A 15,185-nucleotide genomic window follows, 5' to 3' on the forward strand; every position below is an offset into this window, starting at 1 on the left:
CTTATGGTTGCTTCTAAATGGACCATCCCACTGTGGCCAAGTCCGTATATCCTGCCCCGAACTGCATAGTTGCATTGGGGTGTATTAAACTGACAGAATATTCGTGAATACCGTTTTACCTCTACGGTTAGGGAAAAGTTCCTCCCTTCCCGCGGTAGGTAGCTAACCATCCTTTAATGAAAGATATGCATTACGCTTCACAGCGGTTCGCCTAGCCTCCCACTTCGGCACCTTTCTGCCGCCTTACTAGGCCAGTCGCCCTCCGCACCAGCCCCCTCCCAGGTAGATTTTTATTTTATGCAGTACATTTTGAACGCTATCCGCGGCGCCCTCATCGGCATGGCCGAGCTCGTACCGGGCATCTCCGGTGGCACCGTGGCGCTCATCGTGGGCATTTATGAACGCGCAGTCCACAACGCCAACGATCTCATCTCCGGCCGCTTCAAGAAGGTCGAATGGAGCTTCCTCATCTCCGTAGCTATCGGCATGTTCATCGCCGTCTTCGGGATGTCCACCGTGCTTTCTAACTTCGTAGATAATCACGTATCGGCTTCCGGAGCGCTCTTTTTGGGCATGGTGGCTGTGTCCATTTTTGTACCGCTATCCATGCTTTCTAAGCAGGAGAGGCTGCGCCCCTCTTCCATCATTGCCTTTGTGATCGCTGCGATTGCCATCTTCTTTATCACCGGATTCACCTCCGAACCGCACGAGAACCCCAGCCTTATTGTGGTTTTCTTCGCCGCCGCCATCGCGGTATGTGCACTCATCCTGCCAGGCATTTCCGGCTCGCTCATCCTGCTGACCATGGGCCTCTACCAGCCCATCATTGGCGCCGTTTCGGATCGTGACCTGGGCACTATCGCCGTTTTCGCGCTGGGTGCCCTGTGTGGCCTCGCGGCATTCATCAAGGCATTAAACTTCCTGCTGGATCATCACCGCGCCCCTACGCTGATGGCTATGGCAGGCTTCATGCTCGGTTCTCTGCGCGCACTGTGGCCCTGGGGAGCTGACCAAGATGCCTCTAGCGGCATCATCATCGGCATGTTCATCCTCGGTGCGCTCATTGTCTCCGCGTTCATCTTCGTAGATATAAAGAAGGCCCGCGCTATAGACGAAAGAACGGCGCAAAACTAATGCCAAGCACGTTTTCTCGCCGCGCGATCATCGCCGCGGTCTTAGTCCCCACGCTGAGCTTGGGTGCCTGCGTCACCAACGAGGAAGATTCCACTCCGGACGGTTGGGAAGAACCACATACCTCGGTGGTGCCGGAAATTGCCGCCATGTATGACGACAACGATGGCGTCCTCACCGCCGGAACTAACCCGCCCTATGCCCCATTTCAGCTTAAGGATTCCCACGGGGCGCTCCAGGGCGTCGAGCTCGATCTTGCTCGCGCCGTTGCTGGCGTCTTGGGACTCGATTTCCAGCCCATGGAACAGGACTTCTCCATGATCTTGCCCGCCGTGCAATCGGGCCAGATTGATATGGGCGCATCCGGATTCACGGATAACCCCGAGCGCCGCAATGAATTCGACTTTGTAGATCACCTCTACGCCGGCATCCAGTGGGCCGAACGAGTAGACGGACCTAAAAAGGTTGACCCGGATAATCCGTGCGGCTTGACCGTTGCGGTGCAGCGCACCACGGTATCTGAAACCGACGATGTGCGCCCCAAGAAAGATGCGTGCAACGGCGATCTCACGGTCTTGTCTTATGACACCGGTGACAACGCCGCGCTGGCGGTACTTATGGGACGCGCAGATGCCCTGTCCGCAGACTCCCCAGTAACGGCGTGGGCGGTCAATCGCTCCGAAGGAAAGATGCGGCAGGTAGGCGATATGTTCCAAGCATCGCCCTATGGCTTTGCCGTACCCAAGGATTCCGATTTGGGCAAGGCCTCAGCTGCGGCACTGCAACACCTCATCGAAACCGGTGAGTATGCAGAAATTTTGTCCCGTTGGGGCATCGAGGATGGCTTAATAGACCAGGCAATGATTAATGAAAGGCCGATCAATGGTTAATGAAAATGCGGCGACGCCAGCTACGGCAGAGCCTAAGGAAAAGCCCGCCAAGATCGAGGCGCGACCTCTACGCCACCCGTGGCGCTGGGTATTCGCCGGCCTGCTTATCGTGCTCGCCGTGTGGTTCATCATCGCCTCCGCCCGCAACGAGGCTTTTGGCTGGGACACCTACTTCCAGTATCTCTTTGATAAGCGCATTGCGCTTGCCTCCCTGCACACCATTGCCATCACCATTTTGTCAATGATCATCGGCGTTGTGGGTGGTGCCATCCTTGCGGTTATGCGCATGTCCCCGAACCCGGTGCTGCGCAGCGTCTCCTGGATATTCCTCTGGGTCTTCCGCGGCACGCCGATCTATGTGCAGCTGGTGTTCTGGGGCCTGCTCTCCGCCATCTACCAATCCATCAACCTGGGCTTTACCGAGGTATCTTTGCAGACGATCCTCACCAATGCCTTCTTCCTTGCGGTGATGGGCCTGGGACTTAATGAAGCTGCCTATATGGCCGAGATTGTGCGCTCCGGTATCACCTCCGTTCCCGAGGGCCAGAAGGAAGCCTCCAAGGCACTGGGCATGTCCTGGTGGATGACCATGCGCCGCACCGTCCTTCCGCAGGCCATGCGCATTATCATTCCGCCCACAGGCAATGAGTTCATTTCCTTGCTCAAGACCTCTTCCCTCGTGGTGGCCATTCCTTATACCGAGGAAATCTTCGGCCGTTCCACGGATATTTCCGCCGCCCTCTTCCAGCCCATCCCGCTGCTACTGGTCGCAGCATCCTGGTACCTCGTGGTTACGTCCCTGCTGATGGTGGGACAGTACTTCCTAGAGCGCCGCTTTGAGCGCGGTGCAACCCGCGAGCTCACCGGCCGCCAACTTGCTGCGCTGGCAGACGCTGAAGGAACCATCCCCCGCAACGTATCCGTGATTTCGGAGGCTAAAAACTAATGGCTACTCCCATGATTTCCGCCCAGAACGTCCATAAGTCCTTCGGGCAGCTCGAGGTCCTCAAAGGCATTGACCTTGAGGTCCAGCCCGGCGAAGTGGCCTGCCTACTAGGCCCCTCGGGCTCCGGCAAGTCCACCTTCCTGCGCTGCGTCAACCACCTTGATAAGGCAACGGCGGGCCGCCTCTACGTCGACGGCGAGCTGATTGGCTACCGCGAAAAGAACGGCACCCTGTATGAGATCAGCGAGAAGGAAGCCGCAGAGCAGCGCTCCGATATCGGAATGGTCTTTCAGTCTTTCAACCTTTTCCCCCACCGCACGGTGATTGAAAACATCATCGAGGCACCGGTGCAGGTGAAAAAGATTCCGGAAGAGACCGCCCGCGCCCGCGCTATGGAGCTGTTGGAGGACGTTGGCTTGGCGTCCAAAGCCAATAACTACCCGGTGCAGCTCTCCGGCGGCCAGCAGCAGCGCGTGGCCATCGCCCGTGCGGTGGCCATGGATCCTAAGCTTATGCTTTTCGACGAACCTACGTCCGCCCTCGACCCCGAGCTCGTCGGCGAAGTGCTGCGCGTTATGAAGGACCTCGCAGCCGAAGGCATGACCATGCTCGTAGTCACCCATGAGATGGGTTTTGCGCGCGAGGTAGCCGATAAGGTCTTCTTCATGGACGGCGGCGTGGTCATTGAGTCCGGCAGCCCAGCTGAGGTTTTGGATAAACCGCAACAACCACGCACCAAGGACTTTTTGGCTTCGTTGCTGTAAGCCCCCACTACACTCCGCAGAGTGCCTTCAGCCCGCCGCCCTCTTCCTCGAAGAGGACCGGCGGGCTTTGTCGTGGCTCACGCGCCTACGAAAGCGTCAAAATACCCCGAATCAGTGCGCTGGCCGCGCCCAACCCGGCAACGCTTAATGAGAGCACGCGGGCCTTTTCTCGTGGAACACGCTGGGCAATCCGGGTTCCGGCCCAAATTCCGACGAACATACCTAAGACTCCGGCGGGCCACATCACCCAAGGCAGGCCATCAAAATGCGCCGCACCAGTAAGCGTCTTGGTCATCACGGAAAAGAATCCGCCTACGACAAAAATCGGCTGCAGCGTGGCGGCGTAGACATGTTGGGGCCACTTTGCCGCTTGGGCGTAGACGGTAATAACCGGGCCGGCCACGCCGGCCAAGGTGTTGGTAAAGCCGCCGAGAATACCGGCGGAGATGGCAGGGCCTTTGCCCTCCATCGGCGGGACAAACTTCTTTCCAAATGTCACTACGGCCAATGCGGCCAGAAGCGCAGCGCCCACTACGATCATGAGCCCTGCCGTGTCCATACGCCTAATGAGCAACGCCGCGGCCAAGGAACCAATCACCATAACTGGAGCTATAAGTCCGAACTTCTTCCAGCTCACATTCTCACGCACGGAATAGGTGGTCAGAATCGCATTTATGCAGGCCAGAACGTTAATTACGAGGATTCCTTCGACCGGCCCCATAATGAGCATGAGGATGGGGCCGCCGATGAGGCCGAGCCCCATTCCGGATACCCGTTGCAGTGTCGAACCAACGACAACGACGAGGAAAATAACCAGTGCGAGGCTCACTGCCGGTATTTCTCCTTTACCGCACGACCTACGGATTCGGGGAACATACCCGTTACGTCGCCGCCGAACTTTGCTACCTGCTTACACAGCGAGGAACTAATATAGCCGTACTTCTCGTCCGTGAGTAGGAAGACAGTATCGATTCCCGAAAGGCGCCGATTCATCTGCGCCATAGGCAGCTCATATTCATAATCGAGAGAGCTACGCAGTCCCTTCACTAGGACGTCTGCCCCATGCTCCGTGGTGTAGTCCACCAACAGCCCGGAGCAATAATCCACCTTGATGGAAGAATCCACGCTCTGGCGGATAAGTTCCATGCGCTCCTCCACGCTAAAGAGCCCTGAGGGCTTGTCGGGATTACCGGTTACCAACACAGTGACCTCATCAAACATCTGGTTAGCGCGATTGATGATATCGACGTGGCCTAAGGTAACGGGGTCGAAGGATCCAGGGCAGACGGCCTTGGTCATGCTACTTTCGCTTTCTTTTCAGGGGTCTAGTCTTCGGCGTCCTCGCTGCCGGGGCGGGTATAGACCGCCATATCCATGCGGGCGATGCCAAAGGTGCGCTTCTTAAGCTTTTGGCCGGTGGGCTCAAAACCGGCTGGCCACACCGTATCCGCGGAATCGACGTGGCGCTCAATTACTACCATTGCGTGATCAGTAAGCACCGGTTCGATGGCAGCAATGAGTGCATCCACCTCATCAAAAGCATAGGGCGGGTCCGCAAGCACCAGGTCAAAGTGTTTGCGCGGGGCACTAGCCAGGTAGGTGCCTACCTTCATCTCTTGCACGCGCACGCCGGGATGCTTGACGACGCCCATGTTGTGCCGGATGATCTTCACCGCATCGGCCGAAGATTCCACCAGTACTGCTTCATCTGCTCCACGGCTCGCCGCCTCTAGGCCCAGGGCACCAGAGCCAGCAAAAAGATCGAGCACCGAAGATCCAGCAAAGCCCCACCGTGCAGTGAGGGATGAAAACAGCCCTTCGCGGGCGCGATCTGCGGTAGGCCGAGTTCCTTCTGCAGGCACTTTAATGGTGCGGCCGCGGGCTTCGCCGGCAATAATGCGCGTCATTTATGCTTCTCCAATCTCCATCAAAAGGTCTCCGCCCACCACATCACTAAAGTCAGAGACCACAATACGGTGGACCTTTCCTGGTCCCGGGCTTTCTACGGGAGCCTCAAGCTTCGTGGCTTCAACGGTCGCAAGCGGTACTCCGGTATCAACAGTGTCTCCCACATTCACATGGCAGCGGACGATGCCCGCGAAGGGGGCGTAAATTTTCATGCTTCTAGGTTAACCCGTCTTAGTTCTTCTCCAAGTATTCCTGTTCGCTTTCGCTCAAATTGCGCGTGAGTTCCTCAGCCAGCTCGGGATTGCGCATCACCATGGCGCGCGCATCCGTGTGAGTGCGCTCCACAATGTCTTGGTCATCCGCCAAGTTCAGTAGCCGCAGTGTGCGGTGCGTTCCGGACTGCATGGTGCCCAAGATGTCGCCCTCTTGCCGCTGGCGCAAATCAAGCTCGGCCAGTTCAAAACCCGAGGACGTTTGGGCGATCTGAGTGATACGACGGAAGGACGGAGTGTTATCGGCTGCCGTCGTGTGCAAAAGACAGACGGAGGCATTGCCGCCTCGTCCCACACGCCCACGCAACTGGTGCAACTGGGAAACGCCGAAATGCTCGGACTCGCGAATGAGCATCACCGTGGCATTGGCAACATCCACGCCCACCTCAATGACCGTAGTAGAGACCAGGATATCGATCTCTCCCCTGGCAAATGACGTCATTACCTCGTCTTTGTTGGGCATCTTCCCATGCAAAATGGCGACCCGCAGTCCCTTGAAGGGACCGTTTTCTAGCTGCTGTGCAAGCTCTAGCACTCCGCCTTTGCCTTCAATGCGTGGGCAAACGATATAGGCCTGATGGCCGTGGGCAACCTCCTCGCGTATGCGCTCGAGTGCGCGTAGCACCCAGGTCGGCCGCCACTCGGCCACCACTGCTGACTGAATAGGTTTGCGACCACCGGGCAGCTCGGTCAGCGTTGATACGGCGAGGTCGCCAAAGACGGTCATCGCAATGGTGCGCGGAATCGGTGTTGCTGTCATCACCAGCACGTGGGGGCTGAGGCCTTCACGTGCCTTTAACCGCAGGCTATCGCGCTGCTCTACACCGAACCGGTGTTGCTCATCTACGACGACCAATCCCAAGTTAAAGAACTCCACGGTGTCTTGGATAATTGCATGGGTTCCAATGATGATGTCCGCGTCACCGGAGACAATATCCAATAATGCCTGCCGCTTGTCCGCCGTACGCATGGAGCCGGTCAGGAGTACCACCTTGACCCCTTCGGGAACCGAGGTTCCGATGGAGGCAGCGTGTTGGGAGGCGAGTACTTCCGTCGGCGCCAACAGCGCGGCCTGCGTTCCTGCGTCAACAGCCTGCAGCATAGCGCAGGTAGCCACCATGGTTTTGCCAGAGCCAACCTCACCTTGCAGCAAGCGCATCATGGGCAGCGGACGAGCCAGATCGTCTTCAATCTCGCTGATGACGCGCCGCTGCCCTTCAGTCAGATCAAAGGGCAGATGGCTCAGCAGTTCCTCGCGATAGCCGCCTAAGGTAGCCGGCATGGTAGAAGCGGTCCGGGCTTCGGCATCTCGCTGGCGCAATGCCATCACCAGGCCAATGGACAGAGCCTCGTTGTACTTCAGCCTTTGAATCGCACGGTACGGGCCCGCCTCCCCCGGCTCATGGATTTCCCGCACTGCCTTATCGAGGCTGATGATCATCTGATAATCCAGCGGTTCCTCAATCGGCGGGGTCTTAGATAAGACGTAGTGGATGGCACCCATGATGTACCACGAAGTCACCTTGGACGTAGCCGGGTACACCGGTATCCATTCGCGTTCCAAGAGGAGCTGGTCGAGCCTGCCAAACTGCGACAGGTTCCGCAGCGAGCCGGTGGCCTTTGGGCGGTGCTTCTTGCCGGATTCGGCCGCTGGCTGGCGGTAATCATCCAGTTCGCCATCGGGGCGGCCAAACGCATCGATCTCTACAAAGTCCGGCTGCTGCAACTGCGGCTGATTGCGAAAGAACTTAAGCTTGCCGCTCATCATGACGCGCTGTCCGCGGTGCAACATCCGCATCACGTAATTGGCATTGAAAAACGTCGCAATGATGCTGCCATCGAGCTGCACATTGATGATGGTGGTCTTGCCCGAGTCATGTCGGGTAAATCCGGTAATGGTTCCGGTAACCGTGACGATATCGCCCTCCGCAGCGTCTCCTAGGCCGACGTCCTTGTTGTGGCGGATATAGTCTCGCGGATAGTGAGCTAAGAGCTCGCCGCAGGTCTCATACCCCAGTGCTTTGGTAATCTTCGCGGCGTCCTTCGCCGCAAGCACCTCTGTCAAAGGGCGGTTGTCCTGCCAGCCGAGCATTGCTATTCCACTCCGATTTCGGTTGCGATATCCGGTACTTTCAGTGCCATAACGTCCACGCGAAGCTGTTGAGCTAGGTCCTCCTGGTCTAGATCAAGGGCGCTTAAGACTGTGACCTGCTCACCGCCTTCTGCTAAGAGATCGCGGCAAGTGGCAATGATTGATTGCGGGGTTTCCTGGCTCGGGTAAGCCACTCGCATGGACTTGGCAGCATCACGCATGGCGGCAACGACGGCACCAGTATCTGGGTTATCCGGTTCATAGACGGAGATCGCGGCTAAGGCTGCAGCCAGCGATTGCGCGGGCACTACTCGCCCAGCAGCGGTCTGCGAACTCACGCCGGTAGCAAGAACGATGTCCTCGTCTTTCGCCGCAATGGGATCATCCGGTGACACGACGCTAACCCCCGCAGATGCCAGAAGATCGCTGATGGGCCCGGCTGGTGCGGCGGCAAACACTCGGCGAGCAATCGGATCTTCGGAAGCAGGTTCGGCGTGAGGAGGCAACACCTCGAGGTGCAGGTTGGAGACCTTTCCTGTTCCAAAGGCGGTTTCGATGACCTTGCCTGCCTGCCGGGAGTGGATATGTACATTAGCGCTGTCCTCGGTGGCGCGAGCGATGACGAGGCTATCTCCCATAGGGGAAATTGCTGTTTGCAGCGCGTCTATATCTCCCTCGAAGAAAAACACCACTTCCAGTTCAGTTGTCGGCTCCGCCTCGGGCAGGCCTGTGTGCCCAGTCGAGCCTTCGATCTCAGCAAGGAGAGACTCTAAGAGGATAACGAGACCAGCGCCGCCGGCATCCACCACTCCTGCCTCGCGCAGGGCTGGCAATTGCGAAGGAGTGCGCTCGAGGGCCGTTTCCGCGGCAGCGATTGCGGCACTCACAGTACTGTGCAAGGTTGCGCCTGATTGCGCTTGAGCGTCGCCGGCAGCCTCGGCTGCTGCCTTCAAGACCGTAATAACTGTGCCTTCCACCGGCTCGGCGATAGCCCGGTCCACCAGCTCCACGGCCTGCTTGAGGGAGCGGACAAAGACGGCACCGTCGATAACTGAGTCCACAGTTGACTCGGCCACGCCGCGCAGAACCTGCGAGAGCACCATTCCCGAGTTTCCGCGGGCACCACGCACCGCCCCGAGCGCGAGTGAATCGGCGACATCGCCACCATTGTCCAGCTCCGCAACCGCTGCCTCCATAGTGTGCGCCATATTCGAGCCCGTATCGGAATCCGGCACGGGAAAGACATTGAGCGCGTTGATCTCATCGCGGCGATGGGCTAATTCCCCCACGGCGCGGGTGGCCCAATTGCGCATTCCGTGGGAATCCAGCGTGCTGGGGTAGGACATGCGCAATAGTTTACAAGCGCCAGTCTATTTCCTGTGCGCCTTGGTCCCGCAAAAGGGCGTTTGCCCGGGAAAAGGGCTTCGATCCAAAGAAACCGCGGCTGGCAGAAAGCGGTGAGGGGTGTGGGGACTTGATACAGGGGACGTCGGGAAGAAAGCGCTCACACGCTTGTGCATCCCGGCCCCAGAGAATCGCGACCATGGGGCTGCGGTTGAGCGCGCGAATGGCAGCCTCGGTGATCTCTTCCCAACCGATGTGACGGTGCGAACCGGCTTTGCCTGGGGCTACGGTAAGCACCCTGTTCAGCAGCAGCACTCCCTGGTCCGCCCAGGCGCTCAGGTCCCCGTCTTCCCGGCCGTCGATACCCAGATCATCGTGCAGCTCGCGGTAAATATTGACCAAGGAACGCGGCGGTTTCACACCCGGGCGAGTCGAGAAGGCCATGCCCATGGCGTGTCCTGGGGTGGGATAAGGGTCTTGGCCCACAATGAGCACCCGGACCTCATCCAGCGGCATCTGCAACGCGCGGCAGACGTCCTCCGCCGGGGGCAAATAGTCCTGCCCCTCAAGAGCGTGAGAAATCTGTGGCCATTGCTTTTCAACTACCGGTGCCAGCACCGGCTCCCAAGAGGGGTGGTAGGTGGGGTGCATGGTTAAAAGCTCAGCCAGCCTTTCTGATAGCTCGGTGTCGTACCTCCCAGCGTAACCCCGCAGCCGCGGGTTACGGTGCCAATCTTTCGGAATCCGGAGGGCGCTTCCTTTGCCGTCGTGCCGATGAGGGTGTGGTCTTCTCCACCGCTGAGTACCCATTCCCACGGGTCGCAGTCGAGTAGATCCGCGGCTTGGCACAGCAATTCTTCCGGTTGCAAGGCCTGTGGATCCAAGTCCATGTGTACGCAGGAGTGCTCGGCCATCGTCGTGCAGTCTTGGATCAGCCCGTCTGAGTTATCGGTCATGGCGGTGACCCCCGCGGCACGGGCAATGACGCCGCGGCCGGGGTTGAGCCAGGGGGCACAGTGGGCGTCGATAAGCGGCTGCAGGTGCTCATGCCCTGCAGGAAGGTTCCGGCCGAAGCGCTCCAACAAGGCCAAGCCGGCGGCCGAGTGGCCGATCTTGCCGTGCGCTACCACCTGCTGACCTGCCCGCGCCCCGTCCAAAGTCAAGGCGGGAAGGCTGCCGCCCAGGAAGCCTACGGCCGTGATATTGATGACCAAGAGATCAGACTTCGTGAGGTCGCCGCCTACCAACTCGGCGTTATAGAAGGAGCTATGTTCCGCAATTCCCTCGGCAATGCCACGTACGAAGGGCACCGGGGTATCGCCTGGCGCGGCGATTGCAAGCAGGGCAGCAACCGGACGGGCACCCATAGCTTCCACATCGGCAAAATTGCGCAAGATGGCCTTCTTGCCAATCTCGCGCGGGGTAGACCACTCGCGCAGGAAATGACGTCCCTCCACCATCAAATCAGTGGCCGCCACGGTGCGGGAATTCGGCGGCGCGCTGGGCAGTACCGCGGCATCGTCTCCATTGAGCCTACTGGAGGCCACGGAGGTAATTTCCCGGATGGCGGCGCGTTCTCCCACATCTGCGAGAGTCTGAGTTAAGTTCACCAGCTTCCTTTCGATACTATGAGCCCTTATGACATCCCAATTTAACCGCACCGCGATCTTCATTTCACTTGGGTTGTCCATAGTGATGGTTCTGGCGGTCCTTTTCGGCGCAAAATACGTATTCAATAACGTCGCCAAAGCACCAGTGGCGGTCTCCCCCGTGGAGTCTAAGGAGGCAGACTCGCAAGCCTGCCGCAGCTTTATCGACGCCCTTCCGGATCAGGTCATGGATAGGCCACGTGCCGATATTGCCGAGCCCGTGCCTTCGGGCGTCGCGGCCTGGGCCACTACCTCAGAGGATAAGGTCACCGTGCGCTGTGGCGTAGATATGCCTTTCCAGTACACCGAGTACTCCCAGACCCAGGACGTAGAAGGCGAACAGTGGTTCCAGGTGCGCGATGCCACCCCCGGCTCCAACCTCACCACTTGGTATGCGCCGCAGCGCTTCCCCGTTGTCGCGGTCACTGCCTCCACTGACGCAGAGCCGGGCGAGCTGAACGACGCCCTCTCTTCCCTCGAAGAAAAGCCAGCCACCGCGCACGAGGCGCCGCTCAAGGCGCTCAAGGCGGGGAATGACCAGATGTGCGCAGAAGTAGACAAGGCCCTGCCCGATTCGGTGGCTGAGGGATACAGCCGCCGCGAGGTTGAGGATAAGAATACCTATGTATGGAGTGCCGAAGGCCGCGAAGACATCGTTGCGCGATGCGGCGTAGCCAAGCCGGAGAACTATCGCGCCGGAGTCAAGCTCCAACAGGTCAACGATATTCCGTGGTTCGAGGACACCACCTTGGCCCATGGCACGACCGCGGGCACGTGGTTTGCCCTCGGCCGCGAGGACTACCTTGCGCTACACGCCCCACAAGATGCCGCGCAGGCGGCCCTGGTGGAAATTGGCGATGTGCTCGCAGAGCACACGGCCGAAAAATAAGCAGCGCTTGGGCCTACTTGGCTAGGGCCTGCTCGATAAGCGCCTCGAGCAGCGCCGGGTACTCAACGCCCGAGGCCGCGAGCACCTGCGGGTACATGGAGATCGGGGTAAAGCCCGGCAGGGTATTGATCTCGTTGATGTACACAGATTCCTCGGTGACGAAGAAGTCGACCCTAGACAAGCCCTCACAGTTGAGGGCCTCGAAGGCGCGGATTGCCATGTCGCGTAGCTTCTCGGTCAGCTCAGGTGCGAACGGCGCCGGGATTTCGGCGGTAACCACATTGTCGAGGTACTTGGTGTCGAAGCCATAAAAGCCCTCGTCGGAATCATCGATACCGGCGAGCAGTGCCGGGACGGAGGCCAGCAAGGTGCCATCGGCATAGTGGAGCACGCCGATTTCTACCTCTTGGCCAACGATTTCCGGCTCCACCAGGATCTTTTCGTCATCCTCTAGCGCCAGGTCGACGGCTGTGGGGAATTCCTCCCAGGTAGTGACCTTGGATACGCCAATGGAGGATCCACCGCGTGCGGGTTTAACAAAGACGGGCAGGCCTAGTCGCTGCTTTTCGTCCTCGCTTAGCTCGGTGCGGCCTTTGAGGATGACCTCGGGCGCTACTGGCAGGTCTGCGGCCGCCAGCACCTTCTTGGTAAATTCCTTATCCATGCCCGCCGAGGACGCCAAGACCCCTGGGCCTACATAGGGCAAGCCGGAAAGCTCAAAGAGGCCTTGGATAGTGCCGTCCTCACCGAAGGGGCCGTGCAGAATGGGAAATACCACGTCGACCTCTGCAAAGAGCGTGCCGTCGGTGACGTTGTGGAACTGTCCCCTGGCATTGGGATCAAGAGAAAGGGTCAGCTCCGCACCTGGGCTGACCTCCGGCATAACACCATCGACAATTTCTAAGCCCTCAGTGGTGCCGGGCGTCCACGTGCCCTCACGGGTAATACCGATGGGCACCACCTCGAACTTCTCTGGATCGAGGTGGTTCATGATCGCGCCAGCGGATACGCAGGATACGGAATGCTCGGTGCTACGGCCGCCATAGATAACGGCCACGCGGGTCTTTTCAGTCATGCCCGCAGATTTTACCCTCGACCTACTCCGACTTCTTGGACCGACCCATCAAAGCGATGATCATATCTTCCACCGCCATGCCCTCGTAGCACACGCCATAGACCGCGTGGGTGATCGGCATCTCTACCCCGGCCTGCTGGGCTAGGCGATAGATGGAGTCACAGGAGTAGACGCCCTCCGCGACCTGGCCATTGGTGGCTGCCTTGGCCTCTTCAATCGTGCCACCTTGGCCCAGGCGGTAGCCAAAGGTGCGGTTGCGCGACAATGTCGAGGTGCACGTTGCCACCAAGTCGCCCATGCCTGCCAGGCCGGAAAAGGTAAATGGATCCGCCCCCAGCTCCACGCCCAGGCGGGTAATCTCCGCCAGACCGCGGGTGATGATGGTGGCCATGGTGTTATTGCCCAGCCCCTTGCCGGAGGCGATACCACAGGCCAAGGCGATGACATTCTTGCAGGCGCCACCGATTTCCGCGCCGATGACATCGGTATTGGTGTAGGGCCGCAGGTACGGCGCGGCGACCGCAGCCTGCACGCGCTGAGCGCGGTCTTCATCGGAGCAGGCAATCACCGTGGCGGCCACTTGGCCGGCAGCGATCTCCTTGGCCAAGTTCGGGCCAGACAGTACCGCCACGCGGTCTGCTGGCACGCCCGCCGCATCCATAATGACCTCACTCATGCGCTTGAGCGTGGCAGTCTCTACGCCTTTAGAAATAGACACCAGGGTCGCGTCCTCTGGCAGGTGCGGCGCCCACTTTTCCACGTTGGCGCGCAAGGTTTGGGAGGGAACGCCGAACACGACGACGTCGGCAAGCGCCAGCGCTTCGACATCATCATGGGTGGCCCGCACCACGGCCGGCAGGCGGGTATCCGGCAAATAGTCCGGATTGGTGTGGGTCTCGTTGATGGCCTGCGCCAATTCCGCGCGGCGCGCCCACAGGCGAACGTCATTTCCGGCGTCCGCAAAGACCTTGGCCAAGGTAGTGCCCCAAGAACCAGCACCCATCACGGCAACATTAACCATGGTGTCTCCTCCAAACGTGCAAATCTATAACCCTAACCTTAAAGCATGCCCGTCCCCCGTGGGGCAAGGATGCACAACGCGCCTAACCCGTGGGACAATGGGCCCTTAGACGTTGTTCTTATAAACCCAATTACTGTGGAAAGGCCCCGTGGAGGCAGACGATGCCCAATATTAAAAAGATGCACGAAACCGACAAGGATCAGCAGCACGAGGAGTTTATTTCCGGCCGCCACCAGGAAATCCCGGTGGACCCCGCCAAGGAATTCCACCGCACTACCCTTGCCGCCGGCGCCGTAATCTGGCGCGGCTCCCCGCAGGACCCGGAAATCGCGCTCATCCACCGCCCCCATTACGATGATTGGTCCCTGCCCAAGGGCAAGGTCGATCCCGGCGAATCCCTGCCCACTACCGCGGCCCGGGAAATCCTGGAGGAGACCGGCTTTAGCGTGCGTCTAGGCAAGCTCATCGGCAAGGTAACGTACCCAGTCCAAGGCCGCACTAAGGTGGTCTACTACTGGGTGGCCAAGTACCTGGGCGGAACCTATTCCGCCAATAGTGAAACCGATGAGCTACGGTGGCTGCCCATCGATGAAGCGCAAGACCTCCTGTCCTACGACGTTGATACCGCGGTAGTGGCCAAGGCGGCTAAGCGCCTACGCATCGCGCCCGCTACCCGCGTGCTTTATGTGCGCCACGCACGCGCGCATGAAAGCGGTAGCTGGCAAGGCGATGACAACCTGCGGCCACTGGATAAAAAGGGCCGCCGCCAAGCAGAGATGCTGGTGCCGATGCTCAGTGCCTTCCAGCCCACCGCCATTTACTCTGCCCTGCCCCAGCGCTGCCAGCAGACGGCTGCCCCGCTTGCCGACGAACTGGGCAAGGACATTTCCATCAACAAAAACTTTGGTGACGAGGCCTGGGAGAACGACCCAGAAGCGGCCAAGAAAGCCTTCCACCGCGTGGTCAACGAAGGCGGGGTGCCCGTCATCGTCAGCCAAGGCGCCACCATTCCTGGCATCATTGAAGACCTCGCCCCAAAGTTCCTGAAAAAGCCGGTGGACAAGCTGAAGTTTAAGAAGGCTTCTGTGTGGGTCTTGTCTTTCAACAATGGCGAGCTCACCGGTGCCGATTACCTGGCTAGCCCACTGCCGGTGCGCTAGTTTCCTGGCTTCTCCCCGACCAACAATTAAGGCCCTGCCTGCCA

General features: G+C 59.2%; 16 protein-coding genes. 6 read left to right on the forward strand and 10 right to left on the reverse strand.

The genetic code is table 11. The features are described 5' to 3' along the window. The first annotated feature begins 297 nt into the window (after positions 1-297). From MHK09_RS00190 to MHK09_RS00205, 4 genes are read left to right on the forward strand one after another with little or no spacing between them, the layout of a single operon-like run. A complete protein-coding gene (locus MHK09_RS00190; RefSeq protein WP_250412283.1) occupies positions 298-1,134 on the forward strand; it encodes a DUF368 domain-containing protein in 837 nt (278 codons plus the stop codon). Continuing rightward, positions 1,134-2,021, forward strand: a complete 888-nt coding sequence (locus tag MHK09_RS00195; RefSeq protein WP_250412284.1) for an ABC transporter substrate-binding protein — start codon at positions 1,134-1,136, stop codon at positions 2,019-2,021. The genes MHK09_RS00190 and MHK09_RS00195 overlap by 1 nt, the downstream gene beginning before the upstream one ends. After that, positions 2,014-2,967 (forward strand): amino acid ABC transporter permease, encoded by a 954-nt coding sequence (locus MHK09_RS00200; protein ID WP_005323288.1) that lies wholly within the window; start codon positions 2,014-2,016, stop codon positions 2,965-2,967. The genes MHK09_RS00195 and MHK09_RS00200 overlap by 8 nt, the downstream gene beginning before the upstream one ends. Further along, entirely contained in the window at positions 2,967-3,731 is a 765-nt protein-coding gene (locus MHK09_RS00205) for an amino acid ABC transporter ATP-binding protein (protein ID WP_285440125.1), read from the forward strand. The genes MHK09_RS00200 and MHK09_RS00205 overlap by 1 nt, the downstream gene beginning before the upstream one ends. Before the next feature lie 85 nt (positions 3,732-3,816). Here MHK09_RS00205 and MHK09_RS00210 read toward each other — a convergent pair whose 3' ends face one another. From MHK09_RS00210 to MHK09_RS00245, 8 genes are read right to left on the reverse strand one after another with little or no spacing between them, the layout of a single operon-like run. Beyond that, complete coding sequence (locus tag MHK09_RS00210; RefSeq protein WP_250412287.1) at positions 3,817-4,560, reverse strand: sulfite exporter TauE/SafE family protein; 744 nt, start codon at positions 4,558-4,560, stop codon at positions 3,817-3,819. Beyond that, positions 4,557-5,030: a pantetheine-phosphate adenylyltransferase gene (coaD, locus tag MHK09_RS00215; protein WP_005323291.1), complete on the reverse strand. Its 474-nt coding sequence runs from the start codon at positions 5,028-5,030 to the stop codon at positions 4,557-4,559. Before coaD ends, MHK09_RS00210 begins: the two co-directional genes overlap by 4 nt. Positions 5,031-5,056: 26 nt before the next feature. After that, the gene (gene rsmD, locus MHK09_RS00220) at positions 5,057-5,638 is read right to left on the reverse strand and encodes a 16S rRNA (guanine(966)-N(2))-methyltransferase RsmD (protein ID WP_250412288.1); all 582 of its coding nucleotides are present in this window, start codon (positions 5,636-5,638) and stop codon (positions 5,057-5,059) included. Continuing rightward, a complete protein-coding gene (locus MHK09_RS00225; protein ID WP_005327804.1) occupies positions 5,639-5,851 on the reverse strand; it encodes a biotin/lipoyl-containing protein in 213 nt (70 codons plus the stop codon). A 19-nt stretch (positions 5,852-5,870) separates the two neighbouring features. Beyond that, the gene (locus tag MHK09_RS00230; protein WP_250412289.1) at positions 5,871-8,003 is read right to left on the reverse strand and encodes an ATP-dependent DNA helicase RecG; all 2,133 of its coding nucleotides are present in this window, start codon (positions 8,001-8,003) and stop codon (positions 5,871-5,873) included. Positions 8,004-8,005: 2 nt separating this feature from the next. Continuing rightward, positions 8,006-9,349, reverse strand: coding sequence for a DAK2 domain-containing protein (locus tag MHK09_RS00235; RefSeq protein WP_250410865.1), 1,344 nt, complete (start codon positions 9,347-9,349; stop codon positions 8,006-8,008). A 10-nt stretch (positions 9,350-9,359) separates the two neighbouring features. Then, entirely contained in the window at positions 9,360-9,998 is a 639-nt protein-coding gene (locus tag MHK09_RS00240; RefSeq protein WP_250410866.1) for a uracil-DNA glycosylase, read from the reverse strand. Positions 9,999-10,000: 2 nt separating this feature from the next. Further along, positions 10,001-11,038, reverse strand: a complete 1,038-nt coding sequence (locus tag MHK09_RS00245) for a thiamine-phosphate kinase (RefSeq protein ID WP_005323297.1) — start codon at positions 11,036-11,038, stop codon at positions 10,001-10,003. Here MHK09_RS00245 and MHK09_RS00250 point away from each other — a divergent pair. Continuing rightward, entirely contained in the window at positions 10,986-11,885 is a 900-nt protein-coding gene (locus tag MHK09_RS00250; RefSeq protein ID WP_034668164.1) for a DUF3515 domain-containing protein, read from the forward strand. The genes MHK09_RS00245 and MHK09_RS00250 overlap by 53 nt on opposite strands. A gap of 13 nt (positions 11,886-11,898) precedes the next feature. On the opposite strand, the gene MHK09_RS00255 is transcribed toward MHK09_RS00250, so the two are convergent. Then, positions 11,899-12,960 (reverse strand): D-alanine--D-alanine ligase family protein, encoded by a 1,062-nt coding sequence (locus tag MHK09_RS00255; protein WP_250412290.1) that lies wholly within the window; start codon positions 12,958-12,960, stop codon positions 11,899-11,901. A 22-nt stretch (positions 12,961-12,982) separates the two neighbouring features. Continuing rightward, on the reverse strand, positions 12,983-13,981 hold the full coding sequence (locus tag MHK09_RS00260; RefSeq protein WP_239228519.1) for an NAD(P)H-dependent glycerol-3-phosphate dehydrogenase: 999 nt from the start codon (positions 13,979-13,981) through the stop codon (positions 12,983-12,985). A gap of 161 nt (positions 13,982-14,142) precedes the next feature. On the opposite strand from MHK09_RS00260, the gene MHK09_RS00265 reads away from it, so the two are divergent. Beyond that, on the forward strand, positions 14,143-15,141 hold the full coding sequence (locus tag MHK09_RS00265; protein ID WP_250410868.1) for an NUDIX hydrolase: 999 nt from the start codon (positions 14,143-14,145) through the stop codon (positions 15,139-15,141). Positions 15,142-15,185 lie beyond the last annotated feature (44 nt).

Source organism: Corynebacterium tuberculostearicum (assembly GCF_022347235.1).
Classification (GTDB): Bacteria; Actinomycetota; Actinomycetes; order Mycobacteriales; family Mycobacteriaceae; genus Corynebacterium; species Corynebacterium tuberculostearicum_F.